Origin of the sequence: Nonomuraea salmonea, assembly GCF_042428605.1 — a bacterium.
Taxonomy (GTDB): Bacteria; Actinomycetota; Actinomycetes; order Streptosporangiales; family Streptosporangiaceae; genus Nonomuraea; species Nonomuraea salmonea.
Map to the genome: position 1 here is coordinate 475,834 of NZ_JBHMCF010000011.1, position 16,980 is coordinate 492,813.

At 72.2% G+C, this 16,980-nt stretch carries 16 protein-coding genes; 8 read left to right on the forward strand and 8 right to left on the reverse strand.

The genetic code is table 11. The annotated features are described in order from the left end of the window. The first annotated feature begins 231 nt into the window (after window positions 1-231). On the forward strand, window positions 232-1,518 hold the full coding sequence (gene aceA / locus ACFFR3_RS12585; protein ID WP_345402404.1) for an isocitrate lyase: 1,287 nt from the start codon (window positions 232-234) through the stop codon (window positions 1,516-1,518). A 102-nt stretch (window positions 1,519-1,620) separates the two neighbouring features. Here the strand turns inward: aceA and ACFFR3_RS12590 are convergent, their stop codons facing one another. The 3 genes from ACFFR3_RS12590 to ACFFR3_RS12600 all read right to left on the reverse strand — a co-directional run bounded on the left by ACFFR3_RS12590 (window position 1,621) and on the right by ACFFR3_RS12600 (window position 5,344). Then, window positions 1,621-3,234: a protein kinase domain-containing protein gene (locus ACFFR3_RS12590; protein WP_364366868.1), complete on the reverse strand. Its 1,614-nt coding sequence runs from the start codon at window positions 3,232-3,234 to the stop codon at window positions 1,621-1,623. A gap of 202 nt (window positions 3,235-3,436) precedes the next feature. Next, entirely contained in the window at window positions 3,437-4,273 is an 837-nt protein-coding gene (locus ACFFR3_RS12595) for a siderophore-interacting protein (protein WP_364366865.1), read from the reverse strand. 93 nt (window positions 4,274-4,366) lie between these two features. Beyond that, window positions 4,367-5,344, reverse strand: coding sequence for an alpha/beta hydrolase (locus tag ACFFR3_RS12600; RefSeq protein WP_364366862.1), 978 nt, complete (start codon window positions 5,342-5,344; stop codon window positions 4,367-4,369). Window positions 5,345-5,657: 313 nt separating this feature from the next. Between ACFFR3_RS12600 and ACFFR3_RS12605 the strand changes: the two genes are divergently transcribed. From ACFFR3_RS12605 to ACFFR3_RS12615, 3 genes are read left to right on the forward strand one after another with little or no spacing between them, the layout of a single operon-like run. Beyond that, window positions 5,658-6,353 (forward strand): ABC transporter permease, encoded by a 696-nt coding sequence (locus tag ACFFR3_RS12605; protein WP_364366859.1) that lies wholly within the window; start codon window positions 5,658-5,660, stop codon window positions 6,351-6,353. Next, window positions 6,346-7,134 carry an ABC transporter permease gene (locus ACFFR3_RS12610; protein ID WP_345402391.1) on the forward strand — a complete coding sequence of 263 codons (789 nt, stop codon included), beginning with the start codon at window positions 6,346-6,348 and terminating at the stop codon, window positions 7,132-7,134. The genes ACFFR3_RS12605 and ACFFR3_RS12610 overlap by 8 nt, the downstream gene beginning before the upstream one ends. 2 nt (window positions 7,135-7,136) lie before the next feature. Further along, a complete protein-coding gene (locus tag ACFFR3_RS12615) occupies window positions 7,137-7,883 on the forward strand; it encodes an ABC transporter ATP-binding protein (protein WP_364366853.1) in 747 nt (248 codons plus the stop codon). On the opposite strand, the gene ACFFR3_RS12620 is transcribed toward ACFFR3_RS12615, so the two are convergent. Further along, entirely contained in the window at window positions 7,877-8,350 is a 474-nt protein-coding gene (locus tag ACFFR3_RS12620; RefSeq protein ID WP_379483155.1) for a hypothetical protein, read from the reverse strand. The two genes, ACFFR3_RS12615 and ACFFR3_RS12620, sit on opposite strands and share 7 nt — an antisense overlap. Window positions 8,351-8,478: 128 nt before the next feature. On the opposite strand from ACFFR3_RS12620, the gene ACFFR3_RS12625 reads away from it, so the two are divergent. Continuing rightward, the gene (locus tag ACFFR3_RS12625; RefSeq protein WP_345402385.1) at window positions 8,479-9,015 is read left to right on the forward strand and encodes an MFS transporter; all 537 of its coding nucleotides are present in this window, start codon (window positions 8,479-8,481) and stop codon (window positions 9,013-9,015) included. Window positions 9,016-9,063: 48 nt separating this feature from the next. After that, on the forward strand, window positions 9,064-9,804 hold the full coding sequence (locus tag ACFFR3_RS12630) for a YcnI family copper-binding membrane protein (protein ID WP_379483156.1): 741 nt from the start codon (window positions 9,064-9,066) through the stop codon (window positions 9,802-9,804). Between the two features lie 51 nt (window positions 9,805-9,855). Here ACFFR3_RS12630 and ACFFR3_RS12635 read toward each other — a convergent pair whose 3' ends face one another. Genes ACFFR3_RS12635 through ACFFR3_RS12645 form a run of 3 tightly spaced genes read right to left on the reverse strand, consistent with a single transcriptional unit; the run spans window position 9,856 to window position 13,134 of the window. Beyond that, window positions 9,856-11,001 (reverse strand): DUF2705 family protein, encoded by a 1,146-nt coding sequence (locus ACFFR3_RS12635; RefSeq protein ID WP_379483157.1) that lies wholly within the window; start codon window positions 10,999-11,001, stop codon window positions 9,856-9,858. Continuing rightward, entirely contained in the window at window positions 10,988-11,965 is a 978-nt protein-coding gene (locus ACFFR3_RS12640) for an ABC transporter ATP-binding protein (RefSeq protein ID WP_364366841.1), read from the reverse strand. The genes ACFFR3_RS12635 and ACFFR3_RS12640 overlap by 14 nt, the downstream gene beginning before the upstream one ends. Beyond that, window positions 11,962-13,134, reverse strand: coding sequence for a LolA family protein (locus tag ACFFR3_RS12645; RefSeq protein ID WP_379483158.1), 1,173 nt, complete (start codon window positions 13,132-13,134; stop codon window positions 11,962-11,964). Before ACFFR3_RS12645 ends, ACFFR3_RS12640 begins: the two co-directional genes overlap by 4 nt. 145 nt (window positions 13,135-13,279) lie before the next feature. Here ACFFR3_RS12645 and ACFFR3_RS12650 point away from each other — a divergent pair, with 145 nt between their 5' ends. Both ACFFR3_RS12650 and ACFFR3_RS12655 read left to right on the forward strand, forming a co-directional pair. Further along, window positions 13,280-13,954 (forward strand): response regulator transcription factor, encoded by a 675-nt coding sequence (locus ACFFR3_RS12650; RefSeq protein WP_364366836.1) that lies wholly within the window; start codon window positions 13,280-13,282, stop codon window positions 13,952-13,954. After that, a complete protein-coding gene (locus tag ACFFR3_RS12655) occupies window positions 13,947-15,293 on the forward strand; it encodes a sensor histidine kinase (RefSeq protein ID WP_345402360.1) in 1,347 nt (448 codons plus the stop codon). Before ACFFR3_RS12650 ends, ACFFR3_RS12655 begins: the two co-directional genes overlap by 8 nt. Window positions 15,294-15,687: 394 nt before the next feature. Here the strand turns inward: ACFFR3_RS12655 and ACFFR3_RS12660 are convergent, their stop codons facing one another. Beyond that, window positions 15,688-16,557, reverse strand: a complete 870-nt coding sequence (locus ACFFR3_RS12660; RefSeq protein WP_364366831.1) for a LysR family transcriptional regulator — start codon at window positions 16,555-16,557, stop codon at window positions 15,688-15,690. Window positions 16,558-16,980: the final 423 nt, after the last annotated feature.

Here is a 16,980-nt window from a genome sequence, read left to right on the forward strand (position 1 = left end):
ATTTTCTAGCCTCAACGCGATGCCGATTCGGGTTCGGGCGCCGCCTCGGCAGGCCCGCCGGATTGGTCTAGGCCAAAGGTAAAAGTTGCGAATTCTTCACTGCTGAATACGCGCGAGTAATGCATGGAGACGAAAGATTCGCGATTCTTCTCGGTGGTTTGCCCTATTTGGCGGTGCTTGCGAGGGCAGAGACTCGGCGTGAGCCCCAGGGGACGACCGAAGGAGTGAACGGTGAACGATCGCCTCAAGGGAGCTGCTGAGCAGCTGCGGGACGAATGGGAGAACGACCCTCGCTGGGCCGGCATCGAGCGCACCTACAGCGCCGATGACGTGATCAGGCTGCGGGGCAGCGTCCAGGAGGAGCACACGCTGGCCCGGCTCGGCGCCGAGCGGCTGTGGAGCCTCCTGCACACCGAGGACTACGTCAACAGCCTCGGCGCGCTGACCGGCAACCAGGCGGTGCAGCAGGTGCGGGCCGGCCTGAAGGCCATCTACCTGTCCGGCTGGCAGGTGGCCGCCGACGCGAACCTGAGCGGGCAGACCTATCCGGACCAGAGCCTGTACCCGGCCGACTCCGTGCCGTCCGTCGTGCGCCGCATCAACAACGCGCTGCTGCGCGCCGACCAGATCACCTGGTCGGAGGGCGTGGACGACGCGCCCCACTGGCTCGCGCCCATCGTGGCCGACGCCGAGGCCGGCTTCGGCGGCGTGCTCAACGCGTTCGAGCTGATGAAGGCCATGATCGCGGCCGGCGCCGCCGGCGTGCACTGGGAGGACCAGCTCGCCTCCGAGAAGAAGTGCGGCCACCTCGGCGGCAAGGTGCTCATCCCGACCGGCCAGCACATCAAGACGCTCAACGCCGCCCGGCTCGCCGCCGACGTGGCGGGCGTGCCCACCCTGGTCATCGCGCGGACCGACGCTCAGGCCGCGACCCTGCTGACCAGCGACGTGGACCCGCGCGACCAGGCGTTCGTCACCGGCGAGCGCACCGCCGAGGGCTTCTACCGGGTCAGGAACGGGCTGGAGGCGTGCGTGGCGCGCGGCCTGGCGTACGCGCCCTACTCCGACCTGCTCTGGATGGAGACCGGCACGCCCGACCTCGACGTGGCCCGCGCGTTCGCCGAGGCGATCAAGGCCGAGTACCCCGACCAGATGCTCGCCTACAACTGCTCGCCGTCCTTCAACTGGAAGGCGCACCTGGACGACTCCACCATCGCCAAGTTCCAGCGCGAGCTGGGGCACATGGGGTACAAGTTCCAGTTCATCACGCTGGCCGGGTTCCACGCGCTGAACTACGGCATGTTCGACCTGGCCCAGGGGTACGCGACCGACGGCATGAGCGCGTACGTCGAGCTGCAGGAGGCCGAGTTCGCGGCCGAGGCGCGCGGCTACACCGCCACCCGGCACCAGCGCGAGGTCGGCACCGGCTACTTCGACCTGGTCAGCACCGCCGTGGCGCCCGACTCCTCGACGACGGCGCTCAAGGGGTCGACGGAAGAGGAGCAGTTCGCCCGCTGACCCCGCACAGGCTCGCCGGCACACGTCCTTGGGCATGGGACGGTTCCCCGGCGACCGGGCCGCGCCGGCCCCACCACCGGCGCGGCCCTCACCCCTTCGGCGTCACGGGGTGGGGGTGCTGGTCGCCGGGGTCTCCGAGGGGGTCGGGGACGGGCTTTCCTGCTCGCCGGGGCCGTCCTGAGGGATGGTGCTGATCGAGGACGACGGAGTGGGGCAGGCGCGGCGAGGGACCGGGCGGCGGCCAGGGCCTGCGCAGGTCTGCGGCTCGTCGGCGCTGCCGCCGTCGCCGCCCCCGCCCCTGCCGCCGTCCCTGCCGCCGTCGCCGTCCCGGCCGCCGGGGCCGAAGGTGCGGGTGCGGGGTTGCCTGAACGGGCTGCCGGAGGACGGCATGAGCGTTCTGACCGGGCCCTTCGTCATCGTCTGCGTGACGATCACCGTGGACGTGCCCGGCGGCGGAGCCGTCGTCGCCGGGCGCACGACCGGCACCCCGCGCCCGGCCGACGCGGTGGGCCTGATGGTGGAGTGGGCGCTGCCCGAGGTCTGCACCACGGCGGGCAGGTCGCCGGGCGGCAGCGCGCCGCCCTCGGCGCTCCTGCCGTCGCCGCCGGCGGCCGCGATGACGGTGACCGCCGCGATGGAGACGGTCGCCAGCGCGGCGAAGCCCGCGTGACCGAGGTGCGCGCGCTGCCGGGCCCGCCGGCCGTGCCTGGCCGGCCGGGAACGGTCCACCCCGGCCGTAGGCCCCGCGAGCCCGTCCCCGGCGGGAGTCAGGGCCGGCTCGCCCCCGTCCGGGAGGGCGGCAGGACCGCCGCCTTCCGCGTGGTCGTCCCCGAGCCGGTGCGGGAGCGGGGTCCAGATCTTGGAGAGCACCTCGGCCACCGCCTGGCGCAGGTCCCAGGGGGCGCCGACGCCGCCGGACGCCAGCAGCGCACGGAGCAGGGCGGCGGAGTCGGGGCGTGCCGCGGGATCCTTGGCCAGGGCGGCGGCGACGGCCGGGCGCAGCAGCGCGGGGACACCGTCGAGGCGGGGCGGCTCGAAGAGGATGCGGCGGGTGATCACGTCGTCGTCGCCGCCGCCGAACGGGTGGTGCCCGGTGGCGGCGAAGGCCACCACGCAGCCCCAGGCGAAGACGTCGGACGCGGGCAGCGCGGCCCCGCCGGTCAGCCGCTCGGGCGCGACCCATCCTGGGCTGCCCATGACCTGCCCGGCCTGGGTGTGCGCGGCGGAGACGTCCACGTCGCGGGCGATGCCGAAGTCGATGACCCGCGGCCCGCCGGGGGACAGCAGGACGTTCGCCGGCTTGAGGTCGCGATGCACGAGACCGGCCTCGTGCACGGCCACCAGCGCGGCGGCGGCGCCGAGCGCGACGCCGTACGCCAGGTCGGGCGTCAGCGGCCCGCCTGCCAGGACGACCTGGGAGAGCGCGGGGCCGGGGATGTACTCGGTGACGAGGTAGGGGCGCTCCCCCTCGGCGTCGTCCTCGATGACGGCGGCCGTGCAGAAGGGCAGCAATCTGCGGGAGAAAGCGACTTCCTCTGCGAAGCGGGCGCGTAACGTGGCATCGTTGAGATGCACCGGATGCGGGGTTTTGAGGGCGACCAGGCCACCTTGTGGGTGTTCGGCCAGGTAGACGATCCCCATCCCGCCCGTTCCCAGGCGGCCGAGTAGCAGGTAGCGGCCGATGATGACCGGGTCCCCCACCGTAAGCGGTCGCACGCCGGGAGGCATGCCGCTCGCACCACGCGCCATCCGGGCCGCCTTCCCCTGATCGGTGTCCTGGCACAGCACACTGTGGCGGCATCCGCGGGGGCTTTCCGCATGTCTTACATAAGGGGTATTGGAGGTAAGGCGGTCGTACCCTCTAGGTGAGTAAGTGCAGTGACATAGCGGTCTGAAGTGGCACAGCGCATCCCGGGGGTCAGGACGCGATGGCCGCCGCCTCCTCGGCCTCGACCTGCCGGTTCCAGTCGCTCTTGACCGCGCGCCACGCCTCGTCGTCCACGCCGAGCCGCCAGTAGCCGGAGATCGACAGCCGGTCGAGGCCGACGCCCCGCTCCAGCCGCAGGAAGCGGCGCAGTTCCTTGACGAACCCGGCCTCGCCGTGCACGAACGCGTGCACGTCACCGCCGGGGAACTCCAGCGCCCGCACGGCCGCGACCAGCGGCTCGCCCACCGGCCGGCCGCCCCGGTAGAGCCAGGTGATGTGGGCGTCGGCGGCGGTCTCCAGCTTCAGCTCGTCCTCGGGGGCGTCCACCTCGACGAACACGTGCGCGGGCGCGCCCTCGGGCAGCGCCTCCAGCGCGGCGGCGATGGCCGGCAGCGCGCTCTCGTCGCCCACCAGGAGGTGCCAGGCGGCGTCGGGGTCGGGCGCGTAGCCGCCCCCAGGGCCCAGCATGATCAGCTCGTCGCCGGGCGCGGCCTGCGCGGCCCACGGACCGGCCAGGCCCTCGTCGCCGTGCACGACGAAGTCGAGGGTGAGCTCAAGCGCGTCGGGGTCCCACGCGCGCACGGTGTAGGTGCGCAGCCGCGGCCAGTGCGCGCGCGGCATCGTCTCGCGGCAGGTCTTCATGCTGAACGGGCGCGGATAGTCGACGTCCTCGTACGGGAACACGAGCTTGACGTAGTGGTCGGTGCACCCGTCGGTCGAGAAGTGCGCCAGCCCTTCGCCCCCCACCACGACGCGCACCATGTGACGCGAGATGCGCTCGGTGCGCTGGACGATCCCCTGGTGATGGTCGACCCTGGTATCCGGCATGAGCTGTCCCCCTGAGCAAGTTAGGTATACCTAACCTTACACTGCTCTCTTTCTCCTGCGTATGCCATTGCCCCCAAATAGGACGGGTAAAAATCAGGCCGCCGCCGTGTCCCCCGTGGCGGAACCCGTCGTCGCCACCTCCTTCAGGAAGCGCGCCATGTGACGGAACGCCTGCCGCGCCTCCGGCAGCACGTCGGCCAGGATCGGGAAGACGTGCGGCATCCTGGGCCACTCCTCGTACCGCACGGGCACCCCGGACTCCCGCGCCCGCGCGGCCACCCGGTGCGCCTCGTCGCGCAGCACCTCCGTCGACCCCGTCACGATCATCAGCGGCGGCAGCCCCGTGAAGTCCCCGTGCACCGGCGAGACCAGCGGGTCCCACGGGTCGAGCCCCGAGGTCCACCGGCGGGCCAGCCAGCGCACCCGGCCGGCCGGCAGCATCGGGTCCTGCCAGCGGTTCTCCCTGCGCGGGATGTCGGTCAGGTCGGCCCACGGCGACAGGCAGATCGCCGCGGCGGGCAGCGGGCGGCCCGCGTCGCGCAGCGCCAGCAGCGTCGCCAGCGTCAGGTGACCGCCCGCCGAGTCGCCCGCCAGCACGACGTCCTCGGGCGCGTACCCCTGGCGCAGCACGCAGTCGTAGGCGTCGAGGGCGTCGGCCAGCGAGTCGGCCAGCTTGTGCACCGGCCCCTGGCGGTAGTCGAGCGCGAGCACGGGACGCCCGGCCGCCGCCGACAGCCGCCAGGTGATGGACCGGTGCGTACGCGGCGAGCACGAGAAATAGCCGCCCCCGTGGAAGTAGAGGACCATCTTGCGCTCGTCGAGCCCCTCCCCCGCGCGCACCCACTCGCCCCCGCACGCCGAGAACGCCGCGGGCGCGAGCGCGACGTGCTCGGGGCACGGCACCCGCACGACCCGTCCGAGCTCGCCCAGCCGAGCGGCGCCGGCCAGCGCTAGCGGGTGGCGCATGAGCAGGCTGGAGACCGGTTTGACGGTGCCCCACATCAGGCCGGTGAGCGCGCGGGCCTGCCAGCTCAGGGGGTAGTCGGGAACCACGTCCGTATCGATCCGCATTGTGTGACCCTCCAAGGAAGTCCTTCCCTGGAGATCGCGTTCCTACCGGCCAGTAAGTAACTCATCTCTTACCGGCACATTTCGGCCCGGCATCCGGGCACAGAAAACGCGTTGCGCGCCCACGCCGCCGCAACGGATAATTCCGTGCTTCCCGACCGCAGACCCGTGCGCGGGTCCAGGCACGGACCGTCACCGTGCCATCACCCCCCGGAGGTGCCAAACCTTCCCGCTCTACGCCCGGCTCGTCCGCTACGGCTTCCGCAAGCACGCCACCTACGTCTGGGCCGCACTCGCCGGCGCCTTCACCAACAGCGTGTTCGGCGTCCTGCGCGCCTACATCCTCATCGCGCTCTGGCAGGCCCGCCCCGGGCTGGCCGGCTACGACGTGGCCGACGCCGTCACCTACTGCTTCCTCACCCAGGCGTTCATCGCACCTATGCAGCTCTTCGGCGGCGGCCTGGCCATCCCCGAGCGCATCCGCAGCGGCGACATCGCGCTCGACCTCGTCCGCCCGGCCTCCCTGCAACTGTGGTCGCTCGCCGAGGACCTCGGCAGGGCCTCCTACCTGTTCCTCGTCCGCGGCATCCCGCCGATGCTGCTCGGCGCGGCCCTGTTCGGCATCAAGGTCCCCACCGACGCAGGACGCTGGGCCGTGGTGCTGGCCGGCCTGTCCATCGCCGTCGTCGCCAGCTTCGCCTGGCGCTACCTGCTCGCCCTGTCGGTCTGCTGGCTCCTCGACGACCGCGGCGTCGCCGTGCTGTCGATGGTCCTGATGACCTTCTTCTCCGGGATGATGGTGCCGCTGCCCCTCTTCCCCGGCCTGCTCGGCGACATCGCCGCCGCGCTCCCCTGGGCCGCCATGGTGCAGGTGCCCGCCGACCTCTATCTCGGCAAGACCGACCCCGCGCAGGCGCTGGCCTTCCAGGCGTTCTGGGCGGCCGTCCTGCTCGGGCTCGGCGCGCTCGGCACCCGGGCGATCCGCCACAAGGTGGTGATCCAGGGTGGTTAGGACGTACCTGCTGCTCATCTGGACGTGGACCCGCGCCGCCGCGGCCTACCCCGCCTCGTTCGCCATGATGACCCTGCTCGGCTTCGTCACGGCCGCGATCGACGTGGGCGTCATCCTGGTCGTCTTCGCCAACACCACCAGCCTCGCCGGCTTCTCCCGCGACGAGGTGCTGTTCCTGTACGGCGCCGCGAGCCTCTCCTTCACGATCTGCGACACGTTCGTCAGCAACCTCGACCGGGTCAGCCAGCACATCAAGGCGGGCACCCTCGACACGATCCTGATCAGGCCGGTCGGCGCGTGGCTGCAACTGGCCACCGACCGCTTCAACGCCACCAGGATCGGCCGCATCCTGCAGGCCGCGCTGGTGCTCGGCTACGCGATCGCCGCACTCGGCGTCGACGTGCGGCGGGCCTGGATGATCCCCGTCATGGTGGTCACCGGCATCGTCATCTTCGCGGCGCTGTGGACGCTGGCCGGCGCCCTGCAGTTCGTGCTGACCGACGCGCCCGAGGTGGTCAACGCCTTCACCTACGGCAGCCAGCAGCTCAACCAGTATCCGCTCAGCATCTACGCCCGCGACCTGGTGGCGGGCGTGACGTACGTGCTGCCGCTGGCGTTCGTCAACTGGCAGCCGGGCCTGTACGTGCTGGGCCGTGCCGACCCCTTCGGCACGCCCGAGTTCATGCGCTTCATCGGGCCGGCCGCCGCGCTGGCCCTCGCCCTGCTGGCCGCGCTGGCCTGGCGGCAGGGCGTCCGCCACTACCGATCCACGGGGAGTTGACGATGATCGAGCTCGATCGGGCCGGGCGCTCGTTCAAGGTGCGCAGGAACGTCGTGCACGCCGTACGCGACCTGTCGTTCACCGTGTCGGCCGGCGAGTTCGTCGGCTACCTCGGGCCCAACGGCGCGGGCAAGTCCACCACGATCAAGATGCTCTGCGGCATCCTCACCCCCACCTCGGGCACGGTCCGGGTGGCCGGGCTGGAGCCGTCGCGGCGGCGTACGACGCTGGCGCGGCGCATCGGCGTGGTGTTCGGGCAGCGCACGACGCTGTGGTGGGACCTGCCGCTCAAGGACAGCTTCGAGCTGATCCGGCACCTTTACAAAGTAGATCGCACGGCGTTCAGGGCCCGGCTGGCCGAGCTGACCGACACGCTCGACCTGGGCGCGTTCCTGGGCACGCCGGTGCGCCAGCTCAGCCTGGGCCAGCGCATGCGCGGCGACCTCGCGGCGGCGCTGCTGCACGCGCCCGACGTGCTGGTGCTCGACGAGCCGACGATCGGGCTCGACGTGGTCAGCAAGGCCGGCATCCGCGACTTCCTGCTGCGGCTGAACGCCGAGCGCGGCACCACCGTGCTGCTGACCACGCACGATCTCGGCGACATCGAGCGGTTGTGCCGGCGGGTGATGCTCATCGATCACGGGCGGCTGGCCTTCGACGGGACGCTCGACGACCTGATGGCCACCGCGCCCGGCCAGTCGTCACTGGAGGACGTCGTCACCCGCCTCTACACGGGCGCGGGTCAGTAGTAGCCGCCCTCGGGGCTGGTCTCGTAGTCGTCGTCCAGATCGTCCTGGCGCCTGGACCATCTGGACGGCATCAGCACGGGGATGAACAGGGCGACGCCGAGCAGCGCGTACACGCCGCTGGTCAGCAGCGTCTTGGCGCCCACTCCTGCTTCGAGCACGATCTGGTTCACCGACTGCCCGGTGGGGATGAGGGAGAGCGCCCTGTTGACGTCGAGCGCGTACACGACCGTCCAGGCCAGCAGCACCATCGACGGCACGAACGTCGCGAGCGGCGAGATGCGGCCCGCGGTCACGAGACCCACGACCAGCCCCACGGCGGCCATCGAGCTCAAGGCGATCCACATCGTCTTCTCGTCGGCCGTGGTCGCCGCCGCCACGTCGAGCGCGTGCCGCACCGCCCACCCGCCGCCTCCGAGCACGGCCGCCGTCACCACTAAACCGACGAGCAATCCAGCTAAGTGCCGCAACGTTCTCACCTCTATGTCGACGTGGTCGGCACGACCCTAGCGACAAATGCCATTTTCGGCCCAGCCATCGGGCAGCTTGGAATCGGAGGTCTCACGAGAGCCTGCCCCGTGAGACCATGAGCACACCCATGCGTGCGCAACTCCCGTTGAGGATCGCGCGGACGGCCGCCTTCGCCGCCGTCTGCGTGGCGCTGGCCGCGTTCGCCCACGTGCTCGGCGGCGGTTCCGCGCCGGCTCCGTGGGCCGCGGCGCTCGGCCTCGCCGGGGTCTCCCTGCTGGGGCTGGCGCTGTGCGGCAGGGAACGCTCGGCGGGCACGATCAACCTCACGCTGGTCGGGGCGCAGATCGGGCTGCACGAGCTGTTCGCCGGCGAGGGCGCCTCCTACGTGTCCGTCCACGGGCACGCGCAGGGCGGGCTCGCCGTCAACGCCGGCATGCTGCTCACGCACCTGACGGCGACCGTCATCACGGGGCTGTGGCTGGCGCGCGGCGAGGCCGCGCTCTGGTCGGTGCTGCACCGGCTCGGCCGCCGGTTCACGCTGCTCGTCCCGCCCGCACCGCCGGTGCGGCCGCGGTGCGCGCCGCCCGTCGTCACCAGGGTGATCCCGCTGTGCCCCGCCTTCCGGCACAGCGTGGGCAGGCGCGGTCCTCCACTTCCCGCCTGACCGTCTGACACCCCTGTTTCATCCCCCCGATACAAGTGGAGTTCCCGCATGTCCTTCGTACGCCGTTCCGTCACCGTGCTCGCCGCCGCCACCGCCCTCACCGCCGGCCTGGCCTTGCCCGCGCTGGCCCACGTCACCATCCAGCCAGGCTCGGCCGAACAGGGCGGATTCACCAAGGTCGCCTTCCGGGTGCCGAACGAGCGCGACAACGCCTCGACCACCAAGATCGAGGTGTCCTTCCCCACCGACCATCCGCTGGCGTTCGTGTCGGTCAAGCCGGTGCCCGGGTGGGACGTCAAGGTCACCGAGGGCAAGCTGCCCAAGCCGGTCACCACCGAGTACGGCGAGCTGGACGAGGCCGTCACCAAGGTCGTCTGGTCCGGGGGCAAGGTCGAGCCCGGGCAGTTCCAGGAGTTCGAGGTGTCCATGGGCAAGCTGCCCGAGGGCGTCGACTCGCTGATGTTCCCGACGAAGCAGACGTACTCCAACGGTGAGGTCGTCGACTGGTCGGAGGCGCCGAAGGCGGACGGCTCCGAGGCCGAGCACCCGGCGCCGCTGCTCAAGCTGACGCCCGCCGCCGCCGCTGCGAACGGCACGGCCGGCACCACCACTCCCGCCACCGCCCCCGCCACCGCTCCGGCCGCCGCCGCGCCGTCGGTGGCGGCGGTGGCGGGCTCCGGCGCGACGTCCGACGGGACGGCGCGGCTGCTCGGCGGGGCCGGGCTGGTGGTCGGCGCGATCGGCCTCGTGGTCGGCTTCCTCGGCCTGCGCCGCCGCCCGTCCGCCTGATCTCCTGACCCTGCGGCGCTCCGGGAGGCTCTCCCGGAGCGCCGCGCGCACTCAGGAGGTGATGTCCTTGCCCGAGAAGCGCGCCCAGGCGATCGACCCGAACAGCAGGATGTACGCCCCGAACGCCAGCAGCCCGTCGCGCAGCACGGCCACGTCGATGGGGCTGCGCAGCACCGCGTCGAAGTCGGTGAACCTGGTCGGCAGCAGGTAGGGCGCGACCGCGTCCAGCTCGGGGATCGCGCGCAGCACCTGGCAGACGATGATGAGCACCATCGTGCCGGCGATGGCGCCGATGGACACCTCGGTGAACACCGACAGCGCCAGCGCGACCGCGGCCAGCGCGGCCATCCCGGCGCCGACGTACCCGACGCAGATCGCGATCCGCAGCAGCCCCTCGGCCATGCTGATGGTGGTCCCCGACAGCAGGGTCACCGGCCCCGCCGGGAACAACAGCAGCCCCGTCACCAGCGCCGACAGCGCCACCACGGCGGTCACGGCGTAGGAGTAGACGGCCGCGTTGAGAAACTTGACCACCAGCAGCCTGGTCCGCCCCGCGGGGGCGGCCAGCAGGTACCGCAGCGTGCCGGCCCCCGCCTCCCCCGCCATCGCGTCCCCCGCCACGACGCTCACGGCCACCGGCATCAGCAGCAGCGTCAGGAACGAGAACGACAGGAACGTCAGCATCAGGCTGTTCCCGGCGACATCCTGCACGATGCCGCCCATGCCTTCATCGCCGCCGACGGCGCGCAGCGTGACCCCGATGACCACCGGCACGACAGCCAGCACGGCCAGGATCACCAGATTCCGCGGCCGCCTGAAGGTCAACCCCAGCTCAGACCCCAGCAACCGCCAGAACGCCCCGACGGCGCGTCCCGCCCCAGCCGCCCCCGTAGCAGCGGTGGCCCTCCCCGCGGTGCCGGTGGACGCCCCGCCACCTGCGGACCCCGTCGGCGCGGTGCCGGTGGGCGCGGTGCCGGTGGGCGCGGTGCCGGTGGGCGCGGTGCCGGTGGGCGCGGTGCCGGTGGGCGCGGTGGCTCCGGTCCCCGCGGCGGCCTCGGACGCCTCGCCTGCCCCATTCGGCCCGGTGCGTTCGGTGGTGCGGAGGGTTTCGGTCACCGGGACCAGGCCGGGGGTGCGGCGGGCGCGGCCGCCCAGTGTGGAGGTGCCGGCCGGTCCTCCGTTCTCAGCCGTCGACATCGAAGCCCTCCCCTGTCAGTCCCACGAACACGTCCTCCAGGCTCGGCCGTACGACGGCCAGCCCGCGTACGGCGATGCCGTCCTCGACCAGGGCGGCGTTGACCCGCTCCGGCGCGTGCCCGCCCAGCTCCGCGGTGACCTGCGCGCCCTCGTCCCGCACGTCGGTGAGCCCCAGCCGGTCGAGCACCCGCGCGGCCCCCGCCGCGTCCGGCGTCTCGATCTGGATGCGGACAGCGAGCCCGGCGCTGAGCGAGGCGATCGTGCCCTGCGCCACCAGCCGCCCGGTACGCATGATCGCCGCGTGCGTGCACATCTGCTCGACCTCGGCCAGCAGATGGGAGGAGACGAACACGGTGGTGCCGTCGGCGGCGATCTCCTTGACCAGGGCGCGCACCTCGCGGGTGCCCTGCGGGTCGAGCCCGTTGGTGGGCTCGTCGAGCACGAGCAGCTCGCGCGGCCCGAGCAGGGCGGCGGCGATGGCGAGGCGCTGGCGCATGCCGAGCGAGTAGTTGCGGTAGCGCTTGCCGGCGGCGCCCGACAGCCCGACCCGGTCCAGCGCGTCGGCGACCCGCCGCCGGGCGGTGGCGCGCGGCGCGGTCGGGTCGGCCGCGTCGAAGCGCATGAGGTTGGCGGCGCCCGACAGGTACGGGTAGAAGGCCGGCCCTTCGACCACCGCCCCCACCCTGGGCAGCGCCTGCACGGGCGGCATCCCGAGCACGGTGTGCGCGCCCGCGGTGGGCGCCACGAGGCCGAGCAGCATGCGGATGGTGGTGGTCTTGCCCGAGCCGTTGGGCCCGAGGAAGCCGAACACCGAGCCGCGCGGCACGGTCAGGTCGAGGGCGTCCACGGCGACCTGGCCGCCCTTGAAGCGCTTGGTGAGCCCCCGGGTCACGATGGCCGCGTCCGCCCCGGAGGGCGGGGCCGCCCCGGAGGGCGCCCCCGCTTCGTGCATGACTGCGGTCACTTGAGGCCCGCCGCCTTGGTGATCTCCTCCGGGGTGACCGCGCCGACCAGCAGGCGGCCGTCGTCGGTCAGCAGGGCGGTGACGAGCTTCGTCTTGATCAGCTTGCCGGAGCCCCACGTGCCGCTGACCGGGGTGGCGCTCTGCAGCACGCCGTCGATCAGCGCCTGCGGGTCGGCGTCGGCGCCGAACCCGTCAGGACCGTGCTGGTCTCCGGACTCGTTCCCGGAAGCCTTCGCGGCGTCCTTCTGGGCGTCCTTGGCGAAGGTGTCGGCGTCGAACGGCAGCACCGCCACCGTCGCCCAGCCCTCGCCGACGACCTTCGCGTCGCCCGCGACGTCCTCGGCGTGCTCGGCGTGCTCGGCCCGCTGGTCCTTGCCGTTCTCGAAGCCGATCTCCTGCTCCTCGACCTTCGCGCCCGCGGGCGGGGTGAAGGTGAAGTTCTCGGCAGCCGGCGGCGTGAACGTCACCTGCGTGAAGCCCACCTGGTACGCAGGCTCTGCCGAGCCCTTGGCGTAGACCTGAACCTGGAGCGGGACGTACGTCTCGCCGTCGAGGGCGATGCGCACCTCCTGCACCAGCGAGCCCTCCTCCTTGGGCGAGAGCACGAGCTGGTAGACCGGGCGACCGGCCACCTCCGCCGTGTTGATCACCCGGATCGCGGTGTGCTCGCCGGCCGCGTCCAGCAGCCGCTGGGCCAGCTGCTGCGGCGTCAGGTCGGTCTGCTGCGGGACGGGCGTGGCGGGCCGCTCGGGGGCGCCCTCCTTGATCTTCAGCTTGGTGGCGGTGTTGGTGGCGCTGTCCCAGTACCACGCCTGGCCGCCGTTGATGACCAGGTTGGTCTCGTTGAGCTGGGTCGGCATGGCCACGCGCAGCTTGTCGGCGGCGCCGTACCAGACCTTGACCTCGTGCGAGCCCGACAGCAGGCTCAGCGGCGAGGAGCCGCCGGTCGCCGGCAGCGCGGGGATGCCGAGCGAGGCCGTCTGCTGCACGGTGCCCGACATGGGCGGGATGCCGCCCTCCTTGTGCGTGGCCGCCACGGCGTCGGCGAGCAGCTGCTCGGCCGAGCGCTCGGGGAGCACGGGTTCGCCGCTCACCGCGGCGATGACGGGGCCGGCGCCGATCGCGGCTCCGATCACGGCGGCCGCCGCGACCGGGACCCCCCACCTCACGAACGTGCCTCTTCGCATCTCACTCCTTAACGGTATGTCGATGCTCAGAGCCTGCGTCACGGATCCTGTGGTGGACCTGAGACAGTCTGAGACGGCTCTCAGCCTTCTCAGCGTCGTCTCAGCGCAGGAACGGGAGAATCGCCACATGAGAGTACTTGTCGTCGAGGACGAGCGCCGGATGGCCGCCGCGCTCCAGCGCGGGCTGCAGGCAGAGGGGTTCGCCGTCGACCTCGCGCACGACGGCGAGGACGGGCTGCACGCGGCCAGGCAGGGCGACTACGACGTCATCGTGCTCGACATCATGCTGCCCAGGCTGTCCGGCTACAACGTGTGCAAGCAGCTGCGCGCGGAGGAGAACTGGGTGCCGATCCTGATGCTCTCGGCCAAGGACGGCGAGTACGACATGGCCGACGGGCTCGACCTGGGGGCCGACGACTACCTGACCAAGCCGTTCTCGTACGTGGTGCTGGTGGCCAGGCTGCGGGCGCTGATGCGGCGCGGCGCCGGGCGGCGGCCGTCGGTGCTGCTGGCCGGCGACCTGTCGCTGGACCCGGCCAGGCGCAGGGTGGAGCGGGGGCAGCAGGCGATCGAGCTGACGCCCAGGGAGTTCGCGCTGCTGGAGTACCTGATGCGGCGGCGGGACGAGGTGGTGTCGAAGTCGGAGATCCTGGAACACGTGTGGGACACCTTCGACACCGATCCCAACGTGGTCGAGGTCTACGTCGGCTACCTCCGCCGCAAGATCGACGCCCCGTTCGGCAGGAACGCGCTGCAGACCGTGCGCGGCGCGGGCTACCGGCTGGCGGGCGACGGTGGCTGAGTCGCCGCTGGTCTGGTGGCGGCGGCAGGGGCTGCGTTTCCGGCTCACGGCGGCGGCCGCGGCGGTGCTCGCGCTGGCCCTCGCGCTCTCGGCGTCGGTGCTGCTCAGCGTGCTGGACCGGGCGCTGATCTCCACCGTCGACGACACGACCATGCAGCACGCCCAGGCCGTGCGGGTGGCGGCCGACGCGGGCACGCTGACCAGCCCGATCACCACGAACGACGGCACGATCGTGCAGGTCATCGACGCGCGCGGGCGGATCACGCACGTCACGTACGGCACCGACCGGCTGGTCCCGCTGCTCGACGCGCCCTCCAGGGCCAAGGTGCTGGCGAGCGGGCAGGCTGCGCTGCTGGACGGGCGGCCGTACGCCATGCCCGGGTTCCTGCGCGTCGTCGTGCTCAGCGCGGACCGCGGGCAGACCGTGGTGGCGGCCAGGCCGATCGGCGAGATCCAGACGAGCCTGGCCACGGCCGGGCGCGTGCTGTTCGTCGGCACCCCCGCGCTGATCGTGCTGCTGGCGGTGGCCAGCTGGCTGATGATCGGCCGTACGCTGCGGCCCATCACCGCGCTGCGCAGGGGCGCCGCGGAGATCACGCACACGGCGCGGTCGCGGCGGCTGCCGGTGCCGCAGTCGCGTGACGAGGTGCACTCGCTGGCCACCACGCTCAACGACATGCTGGCCCGGCTGGAGGAGGCCGAGCAGCGCCAGCGGGCGCTGGTCTCCGACGCCGCCCACGAGCTGCGCAGCCCGCTGGCCAGCATCCGGCTGCAGCTGGAGGTGGCGCTCGGCCACCCCGACGGGCAGCACTGGCAGGAGACCGCCGAGGGCGTCCTGGAGGACACCCTGCGGCTGTCCCGGCTGGCCGAGGACCTGCTGGCGCTGGCCAGGCTGGACGAGCGCGGCGGCGTGCCGGCCCGGCGCGAGCCGGTGGACCTCGGCGAGGTCGTACGCCAGACCGTCGACCGCTATCCCGAGGCCCGGCTGGCCGCCTGCGAGCCGGTCGTGGTGACCGGCGACGCCCTCGACCTGAGCCGGGTGCTGACGAACCTCATGGACAACGCCGTACGCCACACCACCTCCAAGGTCGAGGTGGCGCTGAGCGGCGACGGCGTGCTGACCGTCACCGACGACGGGCCCGGCATTCCGGAGCAGGACCGCGAACGGGTCTTCAACCGGTTCACCCGGCTCGACTCCGGCCGCAGCCGCGACGAGGGCGGGGCCGGGCTGGGCCTCGCGATCGTCCGGGAGACCGTGCGGGCGCACGGCGGGACCGTCCGGCTGGAGGACGCGTCACCGGGGCTGCGGGCGGTCGTCTCGCTGCCGCCGGCCCGCTAGCCATACCCGTTGTCATGCATGAGGGGCCGGGGCCCTTCTCAACGCGGGGCTCCGCGTGTTACGCACGGGTCATGCGTGCGGCACGCGACCGGCTCGCCGGGCTCGTCCCGAGCGCCGCCTCCATGGCGGCGCTCGCTTCCTCGCCCGTGCCCGCGCCGCGATCCGAGGGCGTACCTGAGCACAGATCAGGATCCGCGCATGCCGCCGGAGCATGCGCGTATGACGTCCTCGCGGGGATCAGCAGGGGGTTCCGGGAGTTCCGGGATTCATCGGGGGGTGGGGATCGTCCGCTGACGGGGCTCCCGCGCTCGTGGTGCCGTCACCTCAGGGGCGGGCGGCGTCACCGGGACGGCGTGGCTCGTCAGGCGGAAATGGATCGTTCCAGATGTGTGTGTCAGGCGGCGGTTCCTTTCTCCGCGGTCGTCAGGAAGTCCTGCGCGATGAGCGGGAGCCGGCGGCGGGCGTGCACGACGGCGATGACGCGACGCACCGCGGGTTCGAGCGAACGCACCACCAGGCCCGCGCGTGCGGCCTGCTCGGCCATGCCGCGGTACCACAGCAGGGAGGCCTGCCCGGCGCGTACGGCGTTGAGCCAGCCGTTGCGTTCGTCGGTCTCGACCACGACCACCGGGGTGACCGCGTACTTGCCGAACATCGCGTCGAGCTCCCTGCGTCGCAGGCTTCCCCGTGCGGGCAGGGCCAGCCGCATGCCGTGCAGCTTGCCCATGGGCACCGGGTTGGGAAGTTCGAGCCCCGGCGGGGAGATCAGGACGATCTCCTGGCGTTCGAGTGGATGGGTGATGAGATCAGTGGGCACCGGCAGGTCGGTGAGACCCAGGTCGGCACGCTGATCCCGGATGGCGCTGACGACGCCGTCACGGCCGTCGCAGCGCACGATGTGGACGCGTACGCCCGGATGCTCGGCCGCGTAGGCGGGCAACAACCGCCCTGCGAGGCCGGGCTCGAGGCTGGGGGTGGCGGCGATGCGGAGCTCCGCCTCGGTGACCGTACCCTGGTTGGCCAGGCCCTCGATCTCGTGAACGGCGTCGAGTGCCTCCTGGGCCAGCTTGACCACCCGGCGTCCCTGCGCGGTGACGACCACCCCGCGTCCGGAACGAGCGAAGAGCGTCATGCCGAGCTCCCGCTCGAGATCGCGGATCGCGCGGGACAGCGCAGGCTGCGCGATATAGAGCGATCTGGCCGCATCGGTCATGGTGCGGTGCTCCGCAGTCGCGACCACATAGCGGAGCTGCTGGAGATTCATGCCAAAGAAGCTAGGACACCGCCCGCCGTCGGGACCGGGAGATAGCGGAGATCACCTCGAATGATTTCGGACTGTAACCGAGCGCTGCTACATCCGTGACGGGTGATACGTCAGTATGCTTTTGCCCCAAATTTGGCAAGGGTCCGTCAAGCCGTGCGACAAACCATGGCAATGCAGACATCAAGCTGAACGGGGAGACAGGTTGACAGGGAACGGGCATTATCCACCCCCGCCTCAAGGGCCAGGGCAGCCCCAGAGGCCACCCTCGCGGCCCTGGCCGCCGCCGGGCTACCGGCAGCCGCCGCCGCAGGGCAGCCCGTACCCGCAGCAGGCTCCGCCGCCCCCGCAGTACCCTCAGCCGCATCCCCAGGCGCATCCCCAGGCGCATCCCCAGGCGCATCCGCAGCAGCCCCCCGCGCCGCC